Source organism: Mycobacterium sp., from assembly GCF_025933915.1.
In the GTDB taxonomy this organism is placed as follows: Bacteria; Actinomycetota; Actinomycetes; order Mycobacteriales; family Mycobacteriaceae; genus Mycobacterium.
The window spans coordinates 1-22,632 of record NZ_JAICZA010000077.1 but is presented as its reverse complement, the minus strand read 5'-3'; the positions used below and the strand labels follow the sequence as shown (position 1 = coordinate 22,632).

Sequence of the window (22,632 nt, the reverse complement as noted above, 5' to 3'; positions counted from 1 at the left end):
TGCTCGATCGAGCCGGCCGCTTCCTGCCCTTCGACACCCCGTTCACCTGGGCCGGAATGCAGTACTACACCCAGATGCCGGCATCCGATGATTCCCCGAGCGAACGGGAACTGGGCATCACCTATCGGGATCCCCGGGAGACGGTGGCGGACACCTTCGAGGCGATGCGCGCCGAAAGCGGCTAGCCGCAGGGCCGCTCAGGGCCGCTCAGGGCCGCTCAGGCGGCGGGTTTGATCTCCAGGCCGACGTGCACCTTGTCGACGCCGCCGCGGATGATCGTGTGCGCATAGAACCACCACGCGTGATACCAGTACCGCTTGACGACGGCGTCGTAGACCCGCCGCGTCTCGGACTTCGGCAGCACCCGCGCGACGGCTTCGACCCCGTCGGTCTTGGGCTTGCCCAGCGCCGTGCTCTTCGCGATCGTCACCCTGGGTGTGTTGTTGATCCGCTTGGTTTTCCACGAGCCGTCGTCGGTGATCACCAACAGCGTGTCGTCGCCGTCGGGGGCGCCCCAGATCGGTGTCGGCTTGGGCCGGCCGTCTTTGGTGAACGTGGTCAACAGCAAGTATTTGGATTGAATGACGTCGGTGAAGCTGGGGGCCACTGCCTTGCCTTCCTGTGGATCGGAGCAATAGCAACTCAGATGCCCGATCACCCGACTTCCTAATCGTCACCGGCTCCACGCTGGGCTAAGCTTTTGGGCGATCGCCCAAAAGCTGCGCGCTCTGGATTGTTGCCCGAAAGGCGTAGATCATGACCGCCTCACGACGGCCGAAGGCGCGAGACTCCAACACTCGCGACATGTTGATCGACGCGACGATCCAGATCATGGTCGAGGACGGATACGCCGCGGCCACGTCGCGGCGGGTGGCGAACGAAGCCGGCGTCAAACCGGCGCTGGTCCACTATTACTTCCCCACCATGGACGAGCTGTATCTGGACGTCTTCCGCCGCGGCGCCGCCGCTTATCTGGAGCGCCAGCGGCAGGCGCTGGCATCCGACCGCCCGCTGCACGCCTTCTGGGACACGCTGATGGAGCCGAAGGACACCCGGTTGCTGCTGGAATTCATGGGACTTGCCAATCATCGCAAGGAGATCGGGGCCGAGATCGCGGCCTGGTCGGAGCGGTGGCGCGAATCACAAACCACCGCACTGAATTTCATCGCGCGCGAACATGGGTTGGACAAGGACGAATTTCCGCCCGCCGGCATCGCGGTCATCATCGCGGCGATCGGTCGCATGCTCATCCTGGAACAAGCGCTCGGAACCACGGGTGGTCATGCGGAGGCCGTCGCCCTGGTCAACCGGCTCATCGACCGATTCGAGATGCCGAATTAGCGCCCGTCAGGGCAACACGACCCGCAAACGCTCCCAGCCACGGACGGTCGACGTGGACGCCAATTGCGCTGTGTCGTAGTCGATGTCCCATTCGGGCCATCGGTTGAGAATCTCGTCCAGCGCGACGCGACCCTCGAGGCGGGCCAGGTTGGCGCCCAGGCAGTAGTGCACGCCCTTCCCGAACGTGATGTGCGAGATGTTGTCGCGGCGGATGTTGTAGGTGTCCGGGTCGATATAGCGGCGCGGGTCGCGGTTGGCGGCGCCGAACAGCAGCAGCATGGCGCTGCCGGCGGGGACCGTCGTGCCGTAGCAGTCGAAATCCTGTGCCATCCACCGGGCGACGTGGGGACCGGTGGGTTCGAATCGCAGGGTCTCGTCGACGGTGCGGGTCAGCAGTGACCGGTCCTGATGAACCTCGCGGCGCTGGTCGGGATGCTCGGCCAGCACCTTGGCCAGCCAGCCGATCAGCCGGCCGGTCGTCTCGTTGCCCGCGCCGGCGACGACCTGGGTGTAGTGCAACACCTCTTTGCGGGTCAGCTTGCGGTGCACACCGTGCTCGTCGTCGAACTCGACGTTGAGCAGCGTCGTCATCAGGTCGTCGGACGGGTTCTTGGATCGCCATTCGACGTAGTCGGCGTAGATCCGGCCGTCGGCGATGGAGTCGGCGTTGGCGACCTTCAGCGGCGCGCCCGGCTTGGTGCGCAGGTTGGCGTCGTTGGCGTCGCGCACCGAGATCTGTTCGGACTCCGGTATTCCCATCAGCATGCCGATCACCCGCATCGGCATCATCGAAGCGAGTTCGGCGATGATGTCGAAGCCGCCGGAGCCGACGAGCGGATCGAGGCACCGGACGCAATATTGCCGGATCTGGTCCTCGAGGGCGGCCATCCGGCGGGGCGTGAACACGCGGGACATCAGGCCGCGCAGCCTCGTGTGTTCGGGCGGGTCCTGGAACATCATGACGCCGCCCGGCATGTCGAACTTCGACTGGACCAGCTCGAGGATGTCGCTTCGCTTGTTGGAGAATGTTTCCCAGGTTGACAGCGCCCGATCGACGTCGGAATGCCGTGACAGCGCCCAGAAATCGTAGCGTTCGTTGTAGTAGATCGGCGCCTCTTCGCGCAGCCGTGCGTAGATCGGGTACGGGTTGGCATTGATGTTGACGTCGTAGGGGTCGTAGTAGACGTCCGTGTCGTTGGTGACGGTCATCGATTTCCTCACTTCGGGCAGCCGCCGGCATCCCCGCACCCCATCGACTTTTGGGCGATCGCCCAAATACGGGGCGCAGGCCATGTCTAGCAGCATGTCCGCGAATTCGTCAAGACCGCCAACCGGTGAGCGCCACGGCCGGGTGACTACGAAACTCTCGTCAACCAGTCGGGCCGGTCAACGCGTCCACGTGGTAGCGGCTGGCAGTCCACGGCGGCGAGTCGGGAGTGGGGGTGAGCGCGACCGTCAGCTCCGTTTTGCCCGCGGTGACCGACTCTGGCATCAGATACGTGTCCTGCAGCCAACGGTGATAAGTGTTGCTGCGCGGCTGCAGCCAAGTGCCCGCGGGCATGCCGTCGACCGCGACGTCCGCCGATTGGAAGCCGATGGCCTGGTCCGACGTGCGCCGCAAAAGGACGCCGTGGTTGTCCGGATCGATCTGGACACGGAAAGCGATCGCGCTTTGGGTGCCGCGGACCGAGCCGGCGACCGGCAGGGTGTCCTCGGTGCCCTCGTATTCGCCGACCAGCAGCTGATCGGTCGCATCGGTGTCGGTGTAGCCGTGCAGGACTCGATTGAGGGGATCGGCCGGGCGGACGTCGTCGCCGCCGGTCACGCCTGAGTCCGGCTGTGTGTAGAGGAAGGCGGTTGAGCTGTAGTCGGGTTGGACCATGTTGCGTTTGCCATGCTCGATCCCGAATCGGAGCGCGGAGTGATAACCGATGGCGTCGGCCAGCATGATCCGGTAGACGGCGACGCAGTAGTCCGCGCACCCACCGGTCGCCGAGCGTTGGTCGGGTTGACCGTTGAGTGGGTCGCTGAAGTGGGTGCCGTCTTTGAAGTACCAGCCGCCCTCGTACAGGTCTTCGGTGCCGGTGCCGTACCACTGCGGGGACGCGGAGCCGTCTGTGTAGACGCGCTCGGCGCCTTCGAGAAAGTAAGGGGCGTCGTCACTGAACGCTGTTTTCGTTCGGTAGCCACGTATGGTCTGGCTGACGCCGACGAATTTGCCGTGGCCCTGTTCGTCGGCGAACAGCCAGTCCTGGCCCGGCACGGTCGGTCCGGCGTGTGAGCGTGCGGTGAAATATCCTGCTCTGCCACGGGCCAGCGCCGCCGTCCATTGGTCATCGGGTGTGGTCGTGACGTCGCTGTCTATCCCCGCTACCGGGGAATCGGTGACGTTGACGAGCGTGACGCGGGCGGAGTTCGCGAAAGGCATTGGCCACCAATCCCGTAACACCAGCGACCCGTCCGGTTGTGGGGCGGCGGCGAACATCATCGACCGCACGGTGTTGGCACCGAGTCCCGCGCCGAAGAATTCCCCGAGTGGGGCGTCGACCATGGTCCGGCCGTCGAACTCGATCTGCAGGCGCAATCCGGCCAGCAGTTGATCCGCCGGCGCCGGCAGCCGCAGCCGCAGCGCCGAGATGCTGCCCGGGCCACTCGTTTCGGCGATTGTGCGTTCGGCCCCCGCGGAAAGGTCGACGACCCGATTGTCGTGTGCCGCGGTGCCCGCCGGCGGTTTGGGGTCGGTGGTTCCCGCGGCGCGGAGCGTGTCCAGCACATCGAGCGCGGGATCGGTAGGCGAAAAGGTGCTGACCCCGTCGGCAGTCGGAAACTGGCGATAATCGACGTGGTAATACTCCAGATGCGACGCCACGCTGATCCGCATCGACCGCCGATAAGGCATCGGCACCTTGATATAGACGCCGCCCGGCGACTGCGCGGCGTTGGCCACCAGCGGCCACGCGAATGGCGCCCCCAGTTCGCCGTCGACAAGCGACTGCAATGGTGCGTCTACGACGGTATGCCCATCCAGTTCGATGCGGACATTTCCGATCGCACGAACATTGCCGCCGTCGCGGGTCAGCCAGATCGAATCGATTTCTCCGGCACCTTGATCCTCCGCAATGACGCAGTCGGCGCCGCCCGGCGCCAGACACCCACCAGTGCCATTCTTATTACCCGTGGAAATGTCGAAATCGCCGCCACTGCGATCGAAACTCGACACCTGCAGCGCCTGCGAACCGGCGTCCAGATAGGGCAGCCGATCCAACCGACGATAGGTGTCCCAGCCGATCATCCTTTCGCCGAAGCCGTTGGTCGTCGGCTCGGCCGGTGCTGCGGCGGCGGTGATGCCACAGGAGGCCGCCAACAGCATTAACGCGCAGGCCGCAGTCCACACCCGGGCCGCCATCGACATAGCAACGAAGCCTAGGCCATTCCCTATCCCAGTCGCGCTCAATGCGTTTAAGCCCATGCTGAACGGTCAACGTTATTCGGCGAAGACGGTGAGCGACGACCGCATTCCACGTATCCGCCTTGCGGCGCAGTGAAACCCACCCCCAAACGGGTTTTCAGTCAGGTGAAGTAATTTCTGAAATTTACTCATTCCCATAGCTTCCCGAGAACTCACCGCGTAATATAACTCACCTCGGGCGTACATTTCTCCTACGGACGGAGTGGTTATGTCTGGTTTGAAATACAAGGTTGTTCTCGGCCTGTTCCTCACTTTCACCGCCATCACGGCCTCAGGCTGCACGTTTCCGGTAACCATCGACTGCGGACCCACTCTGACCTGCACCCCGTAGGTCTGCTCGGCAGCCACAGGATCTCGACTACTAGCACCCTTTACTTGGTAGCGTTCAATATTCGAGCCTATTGAGTGCCTCCTTAACGGCATTGGGTGCCAGTTTTTCGCACGGCCGAAGCCGATACCTTCCCCCCGTGTATCGGATGACACCGTGACAGCGACAGCGCGGTCATGTGACGTGAAAGCGACTGGGCGCCAATGGTTTTAACGGTTCATGTTGGTGTTGTTCCGGTCGACTCTCGAACAAGGCCGGCACCTAAGCGACGCGAGGGCGTGCGTATCCTCCGGGCCGTGCGCACGCTCTTCGCGAATTGCTTGCTGACCTTTGTGCGGGTTCGCGGTAGACTAATCGCCTCAGCGAAACAGCGTTGAAAGCGGTTGGCCCTGGCGCCCTGGCAGTTCGGGCAACTTCGCTTGCCAGGCGGTTGGCCGTCACTGTGACAAATTCTCCTAACCCACTGGGGCGCAAGAGAATCACTTCCGTGCGCCACCCCCGACTGATAATGTTTGAGTTGCTCGCATGGGCGTGCGGTTCAGCTATGTGAGAGGGGTAACCGCGGGCCCAGGGCGAGTGCAGATGCCAGTTGCCCCACCTTGATCCGTCAATCTTTCAAATCCCGATCCCGGCTGGGCTGGACGCGTTTGGGTTCCCCGGGCATCTTCGGATAGTTCGGCGGATATGGCATGTCACCGAGCCCATGCTCTTCGTCTGCCTCGGCCATCTCCAGCAAGGGAACGATCGACTGCGCCACCTCATCCATTGCTGCCCAAGGGTCTTCCCGCCGCGCGACCAGATCGGGCACGGTCGCCATGGTGTACTCGTCGGGCTCGGTGCCGGCCAGCTCCTCCCATGTCAGCGGCATCGATACCGTCGCGATCGGCGTGCGCCGCACCGAATAAGCCGACGCCATGGTGCGGTCCCGGGCGTTCTGGTTGAAGTCGATGAAGATGCGCGCGCCCCTTTCCTCCTTCCACCACGCCGTGGTGATGGCATCGGGTGCGCGGCGCTCAACTTCGCGGGCCAGCGCGATGCCCGCGCGGCGCACCGCGACGAAATCCCAGTCCGTGGCGATCCGCAGGAAGACGTGGATCCCGCGGCCCCCCGATGTTTTCGGATATCCCACCAGACCGAGCTCATCGAGGAGTGGCCGCAACACGTCGACCGCGACGGTGCGCGCCTGCTCGAAGCCGACACCGGGCTGCGGATCCAGATCGATGCGCAACTCGTCGGGGTGATCGGTGTCCGGGCAGCGCACCGGCCACGGGTGCAAGGTGACCGTGCCCATCTGTGCCGCCCACACGATCGCCGCGGGGTGGGTGACCTTCAGCGCGTCGGCGGTCCGCCCCGACGGGAAGGTCACCTGGCATGTCTGCAGATAGTCGGGATGGTGCTGGGGGATCCGCTTCTGGTAGATCTCCTCGCCGTCGATGCCGTCCGGGAAACGCTGCAGGTGGGTTGGCCGGTTGCGCAGTGTGTCGAGCATCGGACCGCCCGCGACGGCGCGGTAGTACTCAACCAGGTGGCGCTTGGTGCCGTTTGACCCCAGCCCGGGGAAATACGGCTTGTCGGGATTGGTCAGGCGGACCGCGATACCGTCGACGTCAAGCTCTTCTGCAGCAGCCATGCCATCGATTCCAGCACAATCAGGCTATGGACCTCCCTGTCATGCCGCCGGTGTCCCCGATGCTGGCCAAATCGGTTCGCTCGATTCCCCCCGACGCGTCGTATGAGCCCAAGTGGGACGGATTCAGGTCGATCTGTTTTCGCGACGGCGATCATGTCGAGTTGGGCAGCCGCAATGAGCGGCCGATGACGCGCTACTTCCCCGAGTTGGTGGCCGCGGTCAAGGCCGAGCTGCCGCAGCGCTGCGTGATCGACGGGGAGATCGTCGTCGCGACCGACCACGGCCTGGACTTCGAGGCGCTGCAGCAACGCATCCACCCGGCGGACTCGCGGGTGCGGATGCTCGCCGAGGCGACACCGGCGTCCTTCATCGCCTTCGACCTGCTCGCCCTCGGCGACGACGACTACACCCGGCGACCGTTCAGCGAGCGGCGCGCGGCCCTCGTCGACGCTGTGGGCGGTTCGGGGCCGGGTTCCATCCATGTCACACCGGCGACGACCGATCTGGGCACCGCGCGGCGATGGTTCGACGAATTCGAGGGCGCCGGCCTCGACGGCGTGATCGCCAAGCCCCTGGACGTCACCTACCAGCCGGACAAGCGGGTCATGTTCAAGATCAAGCACGAACGCACCGCGGACTGTGTGGTCGCCGGCTACCGGGTGCACAAGTCCGGTGCTGACGCGATCGGTTCGCTGCTGTTGGGGCTCTACCAGGATGACGGTCAACTCGCGTCGGTCGGCGTCATCGGAGCCTTCCCGATGGCCGAGCGGCGGCGGCTGTTCGCCGAAGTCCAGCCCCTCGTCACCGACTTCTCCGACCACCCCTGGAACTGGGCCGCCCATGAAGCCGGTGAGCGCACGCCCCGCAAGAACGAATTCTCACGCTGGAACGCCGGCAAGGACCTCTCCTTCGTGCCGCTGCGACCGGAGCGCGTGGTCGAGGTCCGCTACGACCACATGGAGGGCCGGCGGTTTCGTCACACCGCGCAGTTCAATCGGTGGCGTCCAGACCGCGACCCGCGCTCCTGCACCTACGAACAGCTGGAACAGCCGGTGACATTCAGTCTCGGCGAGATCGTGCCGGGCCTCGGCTCGGGCTAAAACGGCGGCGGCTGGTTGCGCTCGGCGACGCGCGCGGCGTTAAGCGAGCGTTCGGCGTCGATGCGGCGGGCGCGGTCTTGGTGTCGCGTCCGCCGGCGCGTGGGCATCATGACCCCGCGATCGCCGGGAGATCGGTATTGCCTTGGGGCGGTGGGCAATTTGCCGGTTGGCACGCACAGGGCGGGAAAGAACAGTCGGCTGCCTGGCTGGGTGATGTAGCGGTGCCCGCTTGGCGATGTCCATGCGATGGTGCCGTCGGGCCGTTGCTCGTCATGCCAGCCCGTCCAGAAAGTTTTCAAAAGATGATGTTTTCGGCACAGGCATTTGAGGTTGGACGCGTGGGTCGGCCCAAGCGGGTAGGGCACCGTGTGGTCGATATCGGCGAACTCGGCGGGCCGGTCGCAACCGGGAAACCGGCAGGTCATATCCCGGCTTCGGATAAACCGCTCCAGCTCGGCCGATGGGCGGTATCCCGATTCGGGCGGGGCATCGCCGGGATGGTGTACCGGCCGAACCTTCGCCCCACCGCGGACCAACTCGGCGACCAGCGCGGGGGAAATCACGCCGCCGCCGGTGATCAGACCGGGAGACTTGCGTTCGGCTGGTACGTCGGGTTCTGGGTCGGGTGCTAGAGCCTCCGCCAGGGTCATCTCCGGCGTGATCGGCCTGGGTGGCCGTTCTCCGGACATGTGCGGATCCGGGTCGGCGTCCAACGTCGACGCCTGCGCAACAACGTGAATCACGATGCTGCTGGCCCGCTCGTCGTCGGCGGCGCCCACCGGGCAGTCGCGATTGCCGCATGCGCACGCGAGCCGATCCGCGTCGGCGGCAAGTGCACCCAACGCGTCAGCGCGCCGCTGGCCGAGAGTGCGCGGATCGTCCTGGCAAACCGTGTGAGCCAGTTGCGACAGGCGCCGATCCAGCATGGCCGCATCGGTCGCATAGAGCCGTCCCCACAGGTCCGCGGTGCCCGACTCGTCATCGGCCTGCTTGATGACGACGTCGCGGGCGCGGGCACCAGTGCGGGTGCGCCGCAAAGCTCCCGGATCGTATTGGTCTACCACCGCATCGATCGCTTGTGCGGTTCTGTTCGCCGTCATCGGCCCGAAGCCGGTCGCATCCTCGGCCAGCGTCGCATCGACCAACCGGACTGTTTCTGGGTCTTTGATCAGGTCGGTGCGCCAGACAATGGTCGCCGCCAGCCTGGCACTGATGACGCCCTCAGCGAACAGCGCCGCCACCCTCGGCAACCGATCACGCAGGGCCACAGCCAGATACATCTGTCCCGAGGCCATGGCATGGCTGATGTTTTGCGCGGCGGCGACTTCCGCGGCCATCGAATCCCAGTTGTCACACGACCAGTGGGCGCAATCGGTGGGACCGTCGGCGTGGCGGCGCACCAGCTCCGCAGTCGCCGCCAGCCGGCGCGCCGCGGCCGCCGCCTCCACCCTGGCGCACTCGGCGATCGCGGCCACCACTTCCGCGTCATCCGCGTAGGCCAGCGCCTCGACGGTCGGCAACTCGCAATCGAACATGTTTCGAACGCTAGCCACGCCCACCGACGTCCCGCTGAGTCCAAAGGCCCGCCTGTGGAGCAACTTCCAACTGTGGATAACTCCAAGTGAGCGTTTAATGCCGGACCGAAGCGGGCACGCGGCCCGCATGTCAGTCACAGCCTTTCAAGATCTGCCGTTGGCCGATCGCGACCGGAAGTGGGACGGCGACGCCGCCGAGACGCGGGTCCGTAAGTGGGCGGGCGCCGAGGATGCCCCGAACCAGAAGTACCGTGACGCCCACGTCTGGTACGACGGCGAGAAAAAGGATAACTTCACCGGGTACAAGCTGCTGATCGCCGACGTCATCGGCGGAACCCTCAAGGCGGTGCCGCGCGGCGTGATGGCGGCGGCCGCGATCATGGACGGTGCGCGCGGCGGAATCGACGTGCCCCCCTCCGACGTCGATCGGATCAAAAGCCACCTGGCGAAGTACTACAGGAAGATGGACGAAAGTCCTCCCTGGGAGCGCCGCTGATCAGACCGCGACCATAAGCTGCGACAGTCCGCGCAGCGTGACGTTGGTCTTGTACTGCGGTTCGCCGTCCAACCGCGCGTTCGGGAAGCGCCCGGTCACCGCCGACAGGGCCACGCCGGCTTCCAGCCTGGCCAGCGGTGCACCCAGGCAGTAATGCGCCCCGCGTCCGAAGCCCAAGTGCCGCATGCCTTTCCGATCCGGGTCGAACACGTCGGGACGGTCAAACTCCGCTGGGTCACGGTTGGCGCCGGCAAGTAGCAGCATCATGACATCACCCGCGGGCACCTCGATTCCCCCAATCACCATGTCGGCGAGTGCGATTCGGCCCACCAGTTGTACGGGTGGGTCATAACGCAGGGTCTCTTCCACGATCGCCGGCGCTCGGTCGGGGTCGGCGCCCAGGGCTGCCCACTGACCGGTGTTGCGCAGCATGGCCAAAATGGCGTTACCAATGAGGTTCACCGTGGTCTCGTGTCCGGCGATGAGCAGCAGATTGCAGGTGGAGACGATCTCGTCCTCCGTCAGTTGATCCCCCGACTCCTCCACGGCGATCAACCCCGACAGCAGGTCGTCGCCGGGCCGTGAACGGCGCTTGTCGATCAGGCCGTGGAAGTAGTCACGCAGCCACGTACCGGCCTGTTGTCGCGCGTTCGCGACTTCCGCAGGCACGCCGGTGATCGTCGAAAACGGGTCCAGCGCCTGCGCAAGCAACGCCGACGCGCGGCTGAACTGCGGCTCGTCCTCAAGGGGCACACCGAGCAGCCGGCAGATCACCGCGACCGGCAGCGGATAGGCGAAATCTTCGACGACCTCAAACTGGCCTTTTTCGGCGACCCGGTCGAGCAATCCGTCGACCAGCTCGCGAATGTCGGGTTGCAGCGCACTCACCACCCTCGGCGCGAACGCCTTGCTGACCAGCTTGCGCAGCCGGGTGTGGTCGGGCGGGTCGAGGAACAAGAATCCCGGCGGCCCTTGCCTGGGCGGCGCCGTGCCGGACTCCGCCTGCTGCTTCGCGACCGTCGCGTTGACGTTGTCGCTGCTCGACGACGGGTGCCGCAACACCTCGTCGCAGTCGCGGTAACTCAAGAAGACCGCCAGGTTGGTGTCGGGCAACTGCAGCGCTCCGCGGTCGCGAAACTGCGCGCACAGCCGATAGGGGTCTGCCCGGTTGGCGGGGTCCAACAGCTGCAGCAACAACCCCTGGGATTCGGTGGTCTGGGTCGGCGCGGTTGTCATCCTGACATTGTGCCCGCCGCTCGATCCGCGCCCCGCTCAGCGGCGCAGGAACGTCACGATGTGGCCGGCCAATTCTTCTCCGGCGTCCTCCTGCAAGAAGTGTCCGGCGCCGCGGATCACCGGGTGGTCGATCCCCTGCGCGCCGCGCATCTCGCGCGCGAAGATGGCCGCCATCGGCCCGGTGATGGGGTCGCTGTCGCTGAAGGCGACCAGCATGGGCGTCGGGCTCACCGAGAGCTTGGCCCACGCCGCCTTGTTCGCGGCCGCGGCCGGATCGTCCGGTGACGTGGGCACCAGCCCGGGCATGGCCCGCGGGCCGGTGCAGTACTCGTCGGCGGGGAACGGCGCGTCGTAGCCCGCACGCTCGGTGTCACTCATCTGCCGGCGACAACCGCCCTGTACGAACGCGCCGACGTCCAGCGTCGGCGTCGACGTGATGGCCTCCCGGAAGCGCCACCAGATGTCGGCCATGAGCTGCTCCCCGTTTGGCAGCCCGGTGTTGGCGACGACCACTCGGGCGAACCGTTCGGGATGCTCTGCGGCGAGCCGCAATCCGATCAGCCCGCCCCAGTCCTGACCGACCAGGGTGACGTCGCGAAGATCCAGGACATCGAACGCCAGCGCGCGCATCCATTCGACGTGGCGCGCATAGCTGTGGTCGTCGAGCCGGGTCGGCTTGTCCGAACGGCCGAATCCGACCAGGTCCGGGCAGATGACTCGGTGGCCCTCGGCGACCAGTATCGGAACCATCTTGCGGTACAGGTAGGACCACGACGGCTCGCCATGCAGCATGAGAATCGGATCGGCGCCTTCTGGGCCGTCTTCGATCCAGGCCGCCCGCAGCACACCGCCGTCACCGTCGGATAGTTCGCAATACCTTGGCGGGTAAGGGAAATCGGGAACCGCGTCGAACCGGTCGTCGGCTGTTCGCAACGTCTGCATGTCAAATCCCTTCGGATAGTCCGGCCAAGCCGGGCTGCGCCATCAAGCGATCGAGAAATCCGTGCTGACTCTTCAACAACTTGGTGCGTGCGGTCGCCACCGCAAACCAGCCCACCCGGTCGACCTCGGGGAACTCCCGCAGCGTGCCCGAGCCCTTCGGCCACTCCAACTGGAAAGTGTTGCTGCGCGCGTCGGTGATGTCGAGGTCGCTTCGCACCGCGAAGGCGGTCACCACCTTGCCGCCCGATTGTTTCAGCGTCCCCAGGTCGATGCGCGGCCCGGGCGGCACCGCGAGTCCGAGTTCCTCGGCGAACTCGCGCGCAGCGGCCGCCCAGGGGTCCTCCCCGTCGCTGTACTCCCCTTTCGGGATCGACCACGCCCCGTCGTCTTTGCGGGCCCAGAACGGGCCGCCCGGATGCGCGATCAAGACCTCGACGACACCGTCGCAGGTCCGGTGCACCAACACACCCGCGCTGAGCTTGGCCATCGACTCCTATTCTCCCACAGCGCGTTCCAAATCCTTGAGCGAGGACTCCAGATGCGTGAGCAGGCGTTGCAGGTGCGGCACGCTGCGCCGGCACCCCACCAGACCGAAGTCCAGGTTTCCGGCGTTGCTGGCCAGGGTGATGTTCAGCGCCTGGCCGTCCAGCGCGATGGACAGTGGGTAGTTGCCGTCGAGCCGCGCGCCCCCGTAGTAGATCGGCTGCGTGGGTCCCGGCACGTTCGAAATGATGATGTTGAACGGGGGCGACGTCGATCTCACCCAGCCCGGGACCGCCGCCAACGCCAACGCTGACGTGTTGACCGCGGACAGCGCCAGTGCCTGGAACCGCGGCAACTGCGAGAACACCGTCTTGTTGCTGCGCATCGATTCGCTGATGGTCAGCAGACGCTGCGTCGGATCATCGGCGTCGGTCGCGAGGTTGCACAGGATGGCTCCGACCAGGTTGCCGCCGGCGTCGGCCTCGTCCTCGGTGCGCAGGCTGACCGGGACCATCGCGATCAGCGGCGTGTCCGGCAGCGCGTTCTGCTCGAGCAGGTAATAGCGCAGGGCGCCCGAGCACATCGCCAAGACGACGTCGTTGACGGTGACTCCCGCGGCGTTCTTCACGCTTTTGATCCGGTCCAGCGACCAGGACTGCGCGGCGCAGCGTCGAGCGCCGCCGATCTTGACGTTAAACATGGTCTTCGGCGCCCCGAAAGGCAACGTCAGTTGCTGCTCGAGCAGACCCGCACGCACCAGCCCCACCGTCGAGGGAGCAAGTGCCGCAAGGGATCCCGCCGTGCGAGCCAACGAACTCAATGGAGACGACGCGCTGGGTTTGCGCTGGGGTTTACGCAGACTCCACGGGGCGCGGATCTCGGCGTCGTCGGGGTCGGTGGACAACGCGCGCTGCATCAACTTCTGCGCGGATACGCCGTCGATCAAGGCGTGGTGGACCTTGGTGTAGATGGCGAACCGGCCGTCTTTGAGCCCCTCGACGACGTGCGTCTCCCACAACGGGCGGTGACGATCCAGCAGGCTGCTATGCCACCGCGACGTCAGCTCGAGCAATTCGCGGACCCGTTTGGGTGACGGCAGCGCGGAGCGCCGGACGTGGTAGTCGATATCGACGTCGTCGTCGTACGACCAGCCCAGGTTTGCGATTCCACCGACGAAGCTCGCGGGATGCTTACGAAACGTGGGCTGGAAATCCCGCTGCGCGGCCAAACTCTTGTAGAGCTCACGAACGAAGCCACGGCCGGCGCCCGGCGGGGGCTCGAACAACTGCAAGCCTCCGACGTGCATGGGATGTTCACGAGATTCTCCCAGGAGAAAGATCGCGTCGGTGGGCAACATCAGTTCCATCCACCCATTACACCGCGACTGACGTCGACGCGCTTATCTCTGCGCAGATCTGCGACGAACGGATTCGCCGCCGGTCAGTCGGCCATGACCGACCACGTCGACGTCGCGATCAGGTCTCCGCGGTCCAGGCCGGCGGCGCGATGCTCGTGTACCTTGGCGTACTCCCGCGTCGTCACCATGTCGATGAAGGCCTGCGGTGTCGGGTATTCGACGATGAGAATCACGTCCCACCAAGGCCGTTCGCCGTCGCCGATCACCACCGACGGCGCTCCCCCGGCGTAGCGCAGTTTGGCGCCCACGCCTTCGAGGTGCGGAACGACTTCCTGGCCGTATTGCAGATAGCTTTCCACGCCGCCCTCGGGCTTGAACTTCAGCAGGTTGACCATCACCACCGGTGCGTCGGCGGGTCGTGCCGCCAGCGCCGCAAACTGTTCCGCGGTGGGTTCCAATGAGGCGCTCATGTGAATCTCCTTGCCCTAGCTATTTCTTGAAGCGTGCCGGGCGGAATCACAGCAGGTCGGTGATCGTCTTGAGGCCCGCGTCGTACAGCACGCCGGGCAGCATCCCGCCGTCGCATTCGATGGTGGTGCCGTTGACGAAGTCGGCCTGCCCGCTCGCGAGGAACACGCAGACCCGCCCCACCTCCGCGGGCTCCCCGGCGCGGCGCAACGGCACCGCCGCGAAATACTTCTCTCCGGTCGGGTCGTCTTTGGGCAGCACAAACGAGCGAAAGTTCTCGGTCATCGTCGGGCCCAGCGCCACGCAGTTGACGCGCACCTTCGGCCCCCACTCCTCGGCCAGTGACCGGGTGAGATGGTTGAGACCGCTTTTGGCCGCGCCGTAGGAGACCAGCGTCGGCGATCCGGCCGGGTGTCCCGCGCCACTGGAGATGTTGATGATGCAGCCGACGCCGTCCTGGGTCTGCATCTGCCGATAGGCGCGGATGGCGAACCACAGTGGGCTGATGAGGTTCATCTGCACCGCGAACGCATGGAACAGGGCGGTGCGCGCGTACTCGTCGTCGCTGGCGGGTGCGCCCTGAATGCGTTGCACCAGTTCGGGAATGCTCTCGACGTGCGGCGCCGGCACCGTGCCGCCGGCGTTGTTCACCAGGATGTCGACTCGGCCGTGGGTGGCCACGACGTCTGCGACGAACGCGTCGATCGAACGGTAATCACCTTGATCGCAGACCCTTTGAGATGCGCGCGCCGCCCAGTCTTCGTCGATGCCGGGCATGGCATCCATCGGTGAGCGCGAACACCCGATGACCGTCGCGCCGGCCCGCAGCAGTTCGTGGGCGATGCCGACACCCACGCCACGGCTGGTGCCGGTCACGATCGCGACCTTGCCCTCGAGGACGCTCATCAACAGACCCTCTCCCGAACCATCGATTGTTGACAGTGACTGTCAGCAAGTCATAGCCTGCCATTTTGTTCGCCGATGTGTAAAGGCCGCGCACTGCCGTCCGGGAGGTCAATGATGAGTAGCCCGTCCAAGCTTCGTGTCATCCAGTGGGCCACCGGCGGCGTGGGTAAAGCGGCGATCGCGTGCGTCCTCAATCACCCGCGGCTGGAACTCGTCGGGTGCTGGGTGCACAGCGCGGACAAGAACGGTGTCGACGTCGGCAGGATCATCGGCAGGCAGGACCTCGGTGTCACCGCGACGACCAGCATCGACGAGGTGCTGGCGCTGGACGCCGATTGCGTCATGTACAGCCCGCTGATACCCAACGACGACGAGGTCATCGCGATCCTGCGGTCCGGCAAGAACGTGGTCACGCCGGTCGGCTGGGTGTACCCAGATCCGGGCAACCCGCGCCATCAGTCCGTCGCCGATGCCGCGGTGGAAAGCGGTGTGACGCTGCATGGTTCGGGGATCCATCCCGGCGGCATCACGGAGCGATTCCCGCTCATGCTGTCCTCGCTGTCCTCGGCGGTCACCCATATACGCGCCGAGGAGTTCTCCGACATCCGCACCTACAACGCACCGGACGTGGTGCGCCACATCATGGGATTCGGCGGCACACCCGAGGAAGCCACCCAGGGGCCGATGGCCGGCCTGCTCGACGCGGGCTTCAAGCAGTCGGTACGGATGATCGCCGATCACATGGGATTTCGCATCGACCCCAACATCAGAACCATCCAGGATGTCGCCGTGGCGACCGCCGACATCGACTACGACCCGTTCCCGATCACCACCGGCACCGTGGCGGCACGTCGGTTCCGCTGGCAAGCGCTCGTTGACGGCGAACCGGTGATCACCGCGGCCGTCAACTGGCTGATGGGTGAGGAAAACCTGGACCCCGACTGGAATTTCGGTGGGCGCGGCGAACGCTTCGAGGTCGAGATCACCGGCGACCCCGACGTCAGCCTCACCTTCAAGGGGCTGCAGCCGGAGACGATCGCCGAAGGGCTGGTGAAGAATCCGGGCGTGGTGGTCACCGCCAACCACTGCATCAACGCCGTTCCCGACGTCTGCGCCGCCGAACCGGGCATCAAGACCTACCTCGATCTCCCGCTGTTCGCCGGGCGGCCGGCGCCGAATCTGGCGGCGGGCAGGCCATGACCGACAAGGCCGTCCTCGACGACGTGTCGTTCTGTCACCCGGGCGTACGGCTGCGGATGGGACCCGCGCAATGAGCTACAGTCACCCCGATTCGATGCGCGGGCACGTCGCGATCGTCACCGGCGCCGCCCAGGGCGTCGGCAAGGGCGTGGCCGCCGCGCTACTCGAACGCGGTGCGGCAGTGCTGTTGGTCGACATCCAAGAGGAGGTCCTCGCGACGACCACCGCCGAACTCCAGGCGATCGGACGGGTGGAGCGGCTCGTCGCCGACCTGCGCGACCCCGACAGCGCGCAGCGGATCGCGGCCGCCGCAATCGACGCCTTCGGGACGGTGCATGGCCTGGTGAACAACGCGATTGCCACCAACGAGCCCAAGGCGTTCGTCGACATCACCACCGAGGACCTGGCGCTCGGGTACGACGTCGGTCCCCGAGCGACATTCCTGCTCATGCAGGCCGTGCACCCGTTGATGGTCAAGGAGGGCGGCGGGTCGATCGTCAACCTGGGCTCCGGGACGGGCACGGGCGGCGAACCCAAGTGGGGCGGGTACGCGGCCGCCAAGGAAGGCATCCGCGGACTGTCCAAGGTCGCGGCGCTGGAGTGGGGACGCGACAACATCCGCGTCAACGTCATCTGCCCGTTCGCCGAGTCGGATGGCGTCAAGTACTGGAAGTCGTTCGCGCCCAAGGAGTACGAAAAGGCGGTGGGGCGGGTTCCGATGAAGCGCATCGGCGACGTCCGCACCGACGTGGGCGCGCTGGTGGCGTTTTTGCTCGGTGGTGATGCCACCTTCATCACCGGGCAGACCATCCACGTCGACGGCGGGATCGGCTGCTTTCGGTGACAATTCCCACCAGACCGGAGTCGCTCCGCGATCGGCAGCGCGCACAGATCCGCGCCGACATTCGGCGCGCGGCGTTCCGGTTGTTCGTCGAGCGCGGGTACGATGCGGTGACCACGGAGGAGATCGCCGCCGCCGCAGGTGTTTCCGCGCGCACCTTCTTCCGGCACGTGCCGGCGAAGGAGGAGCTTCTCCTTGCGCCCGTGCGCTACGGCGGCGCCGCGATCGTCACTCTCCTCGAAGGGCGCCCGGCCGACGAATCGCCCGACGTCGCGCTGATCAACGCGATCATCACCCGGACGCGCTCGTTCGAGCAGGCCGACACCGAAGAATGGCGCCAAGCCTTGCTGGTCGTCCCCGACCTACTCGACAAGGTCACGGTGCACCGGCCCGCCGACAAGGAGCGGGCAACCAAGCTCATCGCCGAACGGATGGGCGCCAACCCCGACACCGACACGCGCCCCGGCCTGCTGGTCCAACTGGCCTTCGCGGCGGCGGATTTCGCGTTCCAGCAATGGGTACGACAGTCCGGGCGGCCGCGGCCGCTGGATCGCTACGTCACCGAGGCCCTCGACGCGGTCAAAAGTCCGCACTGGAAACGGAAGTGAGAGGTCAGCGCCGCTGCGACGCCTCGGGGTTGGCGATCCGAATGGGCGTCCCGTCCAGCCAGGCCGCCACTGACTCCACGGTGTCGGAGTAGAAGGCGCCGAGCATCTCGCGAGTGACGTACCCCAGGTGCGGAGACAGGGTCACATTCGGGAGCAGCCGCAACCGGTGATCGCTGGGCAGCGGTTCGATGTCATAGACGTCCAGCCCGGCCCCGGCGATACGGCCGGATTCCAGCGCGGCGAGCAGGGCCACCTCGTCGACGATCGGGCCCCTGGACGTGTTGATCAGGTAGGCGTGTGGCTTCATCAGTGCCAGCTCGGATGCGCCGACGAGGCCGCGGGTGCGCTCGGAGAGCATCAAGTGGATGGACACCACGTCGGAGGCTTCGAACAGGGCGGCCTTCTCCACCCGGCGAGCGCCGACGCTCGCGGCGGCTTCCTCGGTGAGATTCTGGCTCCACGCAACGACTTCCATGCCAAACGCTGTGGCGTATTCGGCCATTCGTTGGCCGACTCGGCCCAGGCCGAGGAGGCCGAGCGTCTTGCCCGACAGCGTCATGCCCGCGGTGCTCTGCCACCCGCCGTCGCGCATGTTTCGATGCTCCTCGGCCAGATTGCGTACCGTCGCGATCATCAATCCCCAGGCGAGCTCCGGCGTCGCGTCGCGCACAGACCTGAATCGGGGATGCGCGAAATCGGAATGGGCGACCAGGATCCCGTGCTCGGAAGCCGCGGCAAGGTCCAGGTTGGGCAGGCTCTTGCCGACGATGGTGATCAGCTTCAGGTTCGGCAGCCGCTCGATCAGGGTTCGGGGAAACGCCATCCGCTCACGCAGGGTGCACACCACATCAAACGGGCGCAGCGTTTCGGCGGCCGCGTCCTCGGAGAGGTGGCGGTCGAAAACGGTCACGTCAGTACGGTTCTGCACCGCCGCCCAGTCGGCGACCTGCAGGGCCACCCCGGCGTAGTCATCGAGTATCGCTACCTTGGGCATGTGCACTCTCCAATCAGGGCGTGATCGCGGGCGGATACGGCAGATCGGTGCTGCTGTGGGGGTCGACGTACACCGGGTGACCGAGGTACGGGAACGCACGTTGCGGGCACGCGGGCCGGTCGCAGATCTTGCAGCCGGCACCGATCGGGACGATCGACTCGGCGTCGGCCAAATCGACGCCGACCGAGTAGATCAACTTCTCCGCGTGCGCGACATCGCATCCCAGTCCGATGGCGAAACTCTTGTCCGGGCCGAGGTATCGGCTCGACTCCGTTGTGGTGGTCCGCGCGATCCAGAAGTAGGTGCGCCCGTCGGGCATCTGCGCGACCTGGGTCAGAAACCGGCCGGGCCGGGAAAACGCATGGTGGACCACCCACAGCGGGCAATTCCCTCCGACGCGGGAGAAGTGAAAGGCGGTGGCGGACTGGCGTTTAGAGATGTTCCCGGCGCTGTCGGTGCGCACGAAGATGAACGGCACCCCCCGCGCCTTGGGGCGTTGCAGGGTGGACAGCCGGTGACAGATGGTTTCGAATCCGACCTCGAATCGCCGTGCCAGCTGGTCGATGTCGTAGCGGACTCCCTCGGCGGCGTCGAGGAACCTCCGGTAGGGCAACAGCAGGGCGCCGGCGAAATAGTTGGCCAGCCCGATGCGCGCGACGCCGCGGGCGTCGTCACTGAGCTGATCGTCGCCCGCGACGATCCCGGTGATCAGGCCGGCATGGGTGAGCAGGGCGATCTGGGTGGCGAGCTGAAAGGCCCGCTGGCCGGGATGCAGCCACCGAGCCAGGTACAAGGTTTGCGATTCCGGCGCGAACACGCGTTTGGAGTTGGGACCCAACACCTTTGCGTCGTCGATCACCACGGCGATGCCGAGTTGGTCGGCGAGCAGCTCGGCGAGCTGGACATCGAGTCCGCCGATTCGCAACTGGTTCTTGTTGAACAGATCCTCGGCCGCGGTGTCCAGTTCGCCGATGTAGTTCTTGCGGTCGTAGAAGAAATCCCGAACCTCTTCGAACGGCATCGGCTGCTGGGACAGCGCCGACGTGTCCGAGATTTCCAGGTTGGCGCGACTGTGCAGGGCTTCCAGGTCGGCGGTCGTATCGTGCAGCCGCCGATGCAGGTTGACCAGCGTCTGACCGATCGCGGGCATGCGGGCGACGAGCTCCTCGACTTGCGCCGCCGTGGCGGGCCCCTCGGCGAGCACCTCCCGAAGGTCGGAAATCAGGCGGGCATCGGACTCCGGCGCAAAGTACTGGCTCGGCAAGTCGAATCGTTCGGTAAGGGTGAGCAGTACCGGAACGGTGATCGGGCGCTGGTCATTTTCCAGCTGGTTGACGTAGCTGGTCGACAGCCCCAGGGCACGCGCCAGCGCCACCTGGGTCAGCCCCTGCTCCTCCCGCAAACGCCGTAGCCGCGCGCCGGCGAACGCCTTCGCCACCCGTGACACAGTACGCCCGCCTCTTTCACAAGATTCGCAAAATCACCCGGATAAGGACACAATATTACGCTTTTACAGGGGATTTACCCCGCGTCGAGCTCTGCGTACTGTGGGGTTATGCGGATTCATGACGTTCGAACCCGGCGCAGCGCCGACGACTTCCCCCGCGGCGAGCACCTGGCTTGGAAGATCGCCGAGGTCGCCGCGGACCCCGTGGCGGTGCCTGCGGACGTCGAGGCGATGGTGATCAATCGCATCATCGACAACGCCGCGGTTTCGGCGGCCTCGGCGGTTCGTCGGCCGGTGGCGGTCGCGCGGACTCAGGCGCAGGCGCATCCGACTTCGAGCGGGGGCGGGAAGGTTTTCGGGATCGAGGGCGATTACTCCCCGGAATGGGCGGCGTGGGCCAACGGTGTCGCGGTGCGGGAACTGGACTTCCACGACACGTTCTTGGCCGCCGAGTATTCGCATCCGGGTGACAACATTCCCCCGATGGTGGCCGTGGCGCAACACCTCGGGATCGGCGGCGCGGATCTGATCCGCGGTATCACGACCGGCTATGAGGTCCAGATCGATCTGGTCAAGGGAATCTGCTTGCACGAGCACAAGATTGACCACGTCGCTCACCTGGGCCCGTCGGTGGCGGCCGGCCTGGGCACCATGTTGGGTCTGGACACCGCGACCATCTATCAGGCGATCGGGCAGGCGCTGCATTTGACGACGTCGACCCGGCAGTCACGCAAGGGCCTGATCTCGAGCTGGAAGGCGTATGCGCCCGCGTGGGCGGGCAAGGTCGCCATCGAGGCGGTCGATCGCGCGATGCGTGGCGAGGGCGCACCCGCCCCGATCTGGGAGGGCGAGGACGGGGTGATCGCCTGGCTGCTTTCCGGCCCGGAGCACACCTACCGGGTTCCGCTGCCCGAACCTGGCGAGCCCAAGCGCGCCATCCTGGACAGTTACACCAAGGAGCACTCGGCCGAATACCAAAGCCAGGCGCTGATCGACCTCGCCCGCCGAATGCGGGCGAGCATCGGCGATCTGGATCAGGTCGCGACGATCGTGCTGCACACCAGCCATCACACCCACTACGTGATCGGCACCGGGTCGGGCGATCCGCAGAAGTTCGACCCGGATGCTTCGCGGGAGACGCTGGATCACTCGGTGATGTACATTTTCGCCGTCGCACTGCAGGACGGAACCTGGCATCACGAGCGGTCTTACGCGCCGGAGCGGGCTCACCGAGCCGACACCATCAAGCTGTGGCGCAAAGTCTCGACGGTCGAGGATCCAGAATGGACTCGGCGCTACCACTCCTCAGACCCCGCGGAGAAGGCGTTCGGCGCCCGCGCGGAGGTCACCCTCAAAAACGGTGAGGTCATCGTTGACGAGATCGCCGTCGCCGACGCTCATCCGCTGGGGGCCCGGCCATTTGAGCGCAAGCAGTACATCGGGAAGTTCACCGAACTGGCCGAGGGTGTGGTCAGCGACACCGAGCAGCGGCGGTTCTTGTCGGCGGTCGAAGCCCTTTCGGGCCTGCGGGCGGGCGCTCTGGGTGCGCTCAACATCGCGGTCGGTCCGCTGGTGCTGGACACCGCACCTACTATTCCACCGGGAATCTTCTGATGGGCGGGCTGATCGGTGGTGCCGTGGCGGCGGCGGAGAAGCGGGCTCGGTTACGTGCCGCGCTGGAAAGCGGTCGGTTGCAACGGTTCCCGGGTGCGTTTTCGCCACTGGTGGCCAAGCTGGTCGCCGAGCTCGGTTTCGACGGGGTCTATGTGTCCGGCGCGGCGCTCTCCGCCGATCTCGGTCTGCCCGATATCGGCCTGACCACCCTGACCGAAGTCAGCGGGCGTGGCGCGCAGATCGCGGGGGTGACCGATCTGCCCACCCTGATCGACGCCGACACCGGCTTCGGTGAACCGATGAGCGCCGCCCGCACCGTGACGGTGCTCGAGGACGCCGGGCTGGCCGGCTGCCATCTGGAGGACCAGGAAAACCCCAAGCGCTGCGGGCATCTCGACGGCAAGGCCGTGGTGCCGGCCGGCGAGATGATCAAACGGCTGCGCGCGGCCGTCTCCGCCCGGCGGGACCCGAATTTCATCGTCTGCGCGCGCACCGATGCCGCCGGCATCGAGGGGGTGCCGGCGGCGATCGAGCGCGCCAAGGCCTACGCCGACGCGGGCGCCGACCTGATCTTCACCGAAGCCCTGCACACCCCAGCCGAATTCGAGCGGTTCCGCGCCGCCGTGGACACGCCGTT

21 protein-coding genes and 1 pseudogene are annotated in these 22,632 nt (G+C 66.0%); 9 read left to right on the top strand and 13 right to left on the bottom strand.

Annotated elements, in window-relative coordinates; genetic code table 11:
- Positions 1–185, top strand: a pseudogene (locus Q0W90_RS14025) (oxidoreductase); the annotation flags it as partial.
- A gap of 32 nt (positions 186–217) precedes the next feature.
- On the opposite strand, the gene Q0W90_RS14020 reads toward Q0W90_RS14025, so the two are convergent.
- A complete protein-coding gene (locus tag Q0W90_RS14020; RefSeq protein WP_297593683.1) occupies positions 218–607 on the bottom strand; it encodes a PPOX class F420-dependent oxidoreductase in 390 nt (129 codons plus the stop codon).
- 149 nt (positions 608–756) lie between these two features.
- Between Q0W90_RS14020 and Q0W90_RS14015 the strand changes: the two genes are divergently transcribed.
- On the top strand, positions 757–1,341 hold the full coding sequence (locus Q0W90_RS14015; protein WP_297593579.1) for a TetR/AcrR family transcriptional regulator: 585 nt from the start codon (positions 757–759) through the stop codon (positions 1,339–1,341).
- A 6-nt stretch (positions 1,342–1,347) separates the two neighbouring features.
- On the opposite strand, the gene Q0W90_RS14010 is transcribed toward Q0W90_RS14015, so the two are convergent.
- From Q0W90_RS14010 to ligD, 3 genes are all read right to left on the bottom strand, one after another.
- Complete coding sequence (locus Q0W90_RS14010) at positions 1,348–2,550, bottom strand: cytochrome P450 (RefSeq protein ID WP_297593577.1); 1,203 nt, start codon at positions 2,548–2,550, stop codon at positions 1,348–1,350.
- Positions 2,551–2,710: 160 nt separating this feature from the next.
- Positions 2,711–4,711: a glycoside hydrolase family 172 protein gene (locus Q0W90_RS14005; protein WP_297774908.1), complete on the bottom strand. Its 2,001-nt coding sequence runs from the start codon at positions 4,709–4,711 to the stop codon at positions 2,711–2,713.
- Positions 4,712–5,745: 1,034 nt separating this feature from the next.
- A complete protein-coding gene (gene ligD / locus Q0W90_RS14000; protein WP_297600344.1) occupies positions 5,746–6,768 on the bottom strand; it encodes a non-homologous end-joining DNA ligase in 1,023 nt (340 codons plus the stop codon).
- Positions 6,769–6,794: 26 nt separating this feature from the next.
- Here ligD and Q0W90_RS13995 point away from each other — a divergent pair, with 26 nt between their 5' ends.
- Positions 6,795–7,868 carry an ATP-dependent DNA ligase gene (locus tag Q0W90_RS13995; RefSeq protein ID WP_297699764.1) on the top strand — a complete coding sequence of 358 codons (1,074 nt, stop codon included), beginning with the start codon at positions 6,795–6,797 and terminating at the stop codon, positions 7,866–7,868.
- Here the strand turns inward: Q0W90_RS13995 and Q0W90_RS13990 are convergent.
- A complete protein-coding gene (locus Q0W90_RS13990; protein ID WP_297699766.1) occupies positions 7,865–9,403 on the bottom strand; it encodes an HNH endonuclease signature motif containing protein in 1,539 nt (512 codons plus the stop codon). The two genes, Q0W90_RS13995 and Q0W90_RS13990, sit on opposite strands and share 4 nt — an antisense overlap.
- Before the next feature lie 127 nt (positions 9,404–9,530).
- On the opposite strand from Q0W90_RS13990, the gene Q0W90_RS13985 reads away from it, so the two are divergent.
- Positions 9,531–9,899, top strand: coding sequence for a hypothetical protein (locus Q0W90_RS13985; RefSeq protein ID WP_297600353.1), 369 nt, complete (start codon positions 9,531–9,533; stop codon positions 9,897–9,899).
- Here Q0W90_RS13985 and Q0W90_RS13980 read toward each other — a convergent pair whose 3' ends face one another.
- From Q0W90_RS13980 to Q0W90_RS13955, 6 genes are all read right to left on the bottom strand, one after another.
- Positions 9,900–11,135: a cytochrome P450 gene (locus Q0W90_RS13980; RefSeq protein WP_297699768.1), complete on the bottom strand. Its 1,236-nt coding sequence runs from the start codon at positions 11,133–11,135 to the stop codon at positions 9,900–9,902.
- Positions 11,136–11,171: 36 nt separating this feature from the next.
- On the bottom strand, positions 11,172–12,077 hold the full coding sequence (locus Q0W90_RS13975; protein WP_297774907.1) for a haloalkane dehalogenase: 906 nt from the start codon (positions 12,075–12,077) through the stop codon (positions 11,172–11,174).
- Between the two features lies 1 nt (position 12,078).
- The gene (locus Q0W90_RS13970) at positions 12,079–12,564 is read right to left on the bottom strand and encodes an NUDIX domain-containing protein (RefSeq protein WP_297600361.1); all 486 of its coding nucleotides are present in this window, start codon (positions 12,562–12,564) and stop codon (positions 12,079–12,081) included.
- A 6-nt stretch (positions 12,565–12,570) separates the two neighbouring features.
- Positions 12,571–13,926 carry a wax ester/triacylglycerol synthase family O-acyltransferase gene (locus Q0W90_RS13965; RefSeq protein WP_297600364.1) on the bottom strand — a complete coding sequence of 452 codons (1,356 nt, stop codon included), beginning with the start codon at positions 13,924–13,926 and terminating at the stop codon, positions 12,571–12,573.
- A 74-nt stretch (positions 13,927–14,000) separates the two neighbouring features.
- The gene (locus Q0W90_RS13960) at positions 14,001–14,387 is read right to left on the bottom strand and encodes a DUF1330 domain-containing protein (RefSeq protein ID WP_297600367.1); all 387 of its coding nucleotides are present in this window, start codon (positions 14,385–14,387) and stop codon (positions 14,001–14,003) included.
- A 46-nt stretch (positions 14,388–14,433) separates the two neighbouring features.
- Positions 14,434–15,291 carry an SDR family oxidoreductase gene (locus Q0W90_RS13955; protein WP_297699773.1) on the bottom strand — a complete coding sequence of 286 codons (858 nt, stop codon included), beginning with the start codon at positions 15,289–15,291 and terminating at the stop codon, positions 14,434–14,436.
- Between the two features lie 114 nt (positions 15,292–15,405).
- Here Q0W90_RS13955 and Q0W90_RS13950 point away from each other — a divergent pair, with 114 nt between their 5' ends.
- The 3 genes from Q0W90_RS13950 (at position 15,406) to Q0W90_RS13940 (ending at position 17,940) form a co-directional block, all read left to right on the top strand.
- Complete coding sequence (locus Q0W90_RS13950; RefSeq protein ID WP_297699775.1) at positions 15,406–16,491, top strand: dihydrodipicolinate reductase; 1,086 nt, start codon at positions 15,406–15,408, stop codon at positions 16,489–16,491.
- Positions 16,492–16,561: 70 nt separating this feature from the next.
- On the top strand, positions 16,562–17,335 hold the full coding sequence (locus Q0W90_RS13945; RefSeq protein WP_297595266.1) for an SDR family NAD(P)-dependent oxidoreductase: 774 nt from the start codon (positions 16,562–16,564) through the stop codon (positions 17,333–17,335).
- A complete protein-coding gene (locus Q0W90_RS13940) occupies positions 17,332–17,940 on the top strand; it encodes a TetR/AcrR family transcriptional regulator (protein ID WP_297774906.1) in 609 nt (202 codons plus the stop codon). Before Q0W90_RS13945 ends, Q0W90_RS13940 begins: the two co-directional genes overlap by 4 nt.
- Positions 17,941–17,944: 4 nt before the next feature.
- On the opposite strand, the gene Q0W90_RS13935 is transcribed toward Q0W90_RS13940, so the two are convergent.
- Together Q0W90_RS13935 and Q0W90_RS13930 are read right to left on the bottom strand one after the other, a co-directional pair.
- Positions 17,945–18,934, bottom strand: a complete 990-nt coding sequence (locus tag Q0W90_RS13935) for a D-2-hydroxyacid dehydrogenase family protein (RefSeq protein ID WP_297774905.1) — start codon at positions 18,932–18,934, stop codon at positions 17,945–17,947.
- A gap of 13 nt (positions 18,935–18,947) precedes the next feature.
- Positions 18,948–20,381, bottom strand: coding sequence for a short-chain fatty acyl-CoA regulator family protein (locus tag Q0W90_RS13930; RefSeq protein WP_297774904.1), 1,434 nt, complete (start codon positions 20,379–20,381; stop codon positions 18,948–18,950).
- A gap of 108 nt (positions 20,382–20,489) precedes the next feature.
- On the opposite strand from Q0W90_RS13930, the gene prpD reads away from it, so the two are divergent.
- A complete protein-coding gene (gene prpD, locus Q0W90_RS13925) occupies positions 20,490–21,995 on the top strand; it encodes a 2-methylcitrate dehydratase PrpD (protein WP_297774903.1) in 1,506 nt (501 codons plus the stop codon).
- On the top strand, positions 21,995–22,632 hold a 638-nt coding region (locus Q0W90_RS13920), incomplete at its 3' end, for an isocitrate lyase/phosphoenolpyruvate mutase family protein (RefSeq protein ID WP_297774902.1). The genes prpD and Q0W90_RS13920, both read left to right, overlap by 1 nt.

Coding starts and splice junctions, on each gene's coding strand:
- Q0W90_RS13970 (WP_297600361.1), bottom strand. CDS start 12,564: ATGGCCAAGCTCAGCGCGGGTGTGTTGGTGCACCGGACCTGCGACGGT.
- Q0W90_RS13975 (WP_297774907.1), bottom strand. CDS start 12,077: ATGCAGACGTTGCGAACAGCCGACGACCGGTTCGACGCGGTTCCCGAT.
- Q0W90_RS13980 (WP_297699768.1), bottom strand. CDS start 11,135: ATGACAACCGCGCCGACCCAGACCACCGAATCCCAGGGGTTGTTGCTG.
- Q0W90_RS13990 (WP_297699766.1), bottom strand. CDS start 9,403: ATGTTCGATTGCGAGTTGCCGACCGTCGAGGCGCTGGCCTACGCGGAT.
- ligD (WP_297600344.1), bottom strand. CDS start 6,768: ATGGCTGCTGCAGAAGAGCTTGACGTCGACGGTATCGCGGTCCGCCTG.
- Q0W90_RS13965 (WP_297600364.1), bottom strand. CDS start 13,926: ATGGAACTGATGTTGCCCACCGACGCGATCTTTCTCCTGGGAGAATCT.
- Q0W90_RS13960 (WP_297600367.1), bottom strand. CDS start 14,387: ATGAGCGCCTCATTGGAACCCACCGCGGAACAGTTTGCGGCGCTGGCG.
- Q0W90_RS14005 (WP_297774908.1), bottom strand. CDS start 4,711: ATGCTGTTGGCGGCCTCCTGTGGCATCACCGCCGCCGCAGCACCGGCC.
- Q0W90_RS13985 (WP_297600353.1), top strand. CDS start 9,531: ATGTCAGTCACAGCCTTTCAAGATCTGCCGTTGGCCGATCGCGACCGG.
- Q0W90_RS14010 (WP_297593577.1), bottom strand. CDS start 2,550: ATGACCGTCACCAACGACACGGACGTCTACTACGACCCCTACGACGTC.
- Q0W90_RS13995 (WP_297699764.1), top strand. CDS start 6,795: ATGGACCTCCCTGTCATGCCGCCGGTGTCCCCGATGCTGGCCAAATCG.
- Q0W90_RS14015 (WP_297593579.1), top strand. CDS start 757: ATGACCGCCTCACGACGGCCGAAGGCGCGAGACTCCAACACTCGCGAC.
- Q0W90_RS13955 (WP_297699773.1), bottom strand. CDS start 15,291: ATGAGCGTCCTCGAGGGCAAGGTCGCGATCGTGACCGGCACCAGCCGT.
- Q0W90_RS13950 (WP_297699775.1), top strand. CDS start 15,406: ATGAGTAGCCCGTCCAAGCTTCGTGTCATCCAGTGGGCCACCGGCGGC.
- prpD (WP_297774903.1), top strand. CDS start 20,490: ATGCGGATTCATGACGTTCGAACCCGGCGCAGCGCCGACGACTTCCCC.
- Q0W90_RS13935 (WP_297774905.1), bottom strand. CDS start 18,934: ATGCCCAAGGTAGCGATACTCGATGACTACGCCGGGGTGGCCCTGCAG.
- Q0W90_RS13945 (WP_297595266.1), top strand. CDS start 16,562: ATGAGCTACAGTCACCCCGATTCGATGCGCGGGCACGTCGCGATCGTC.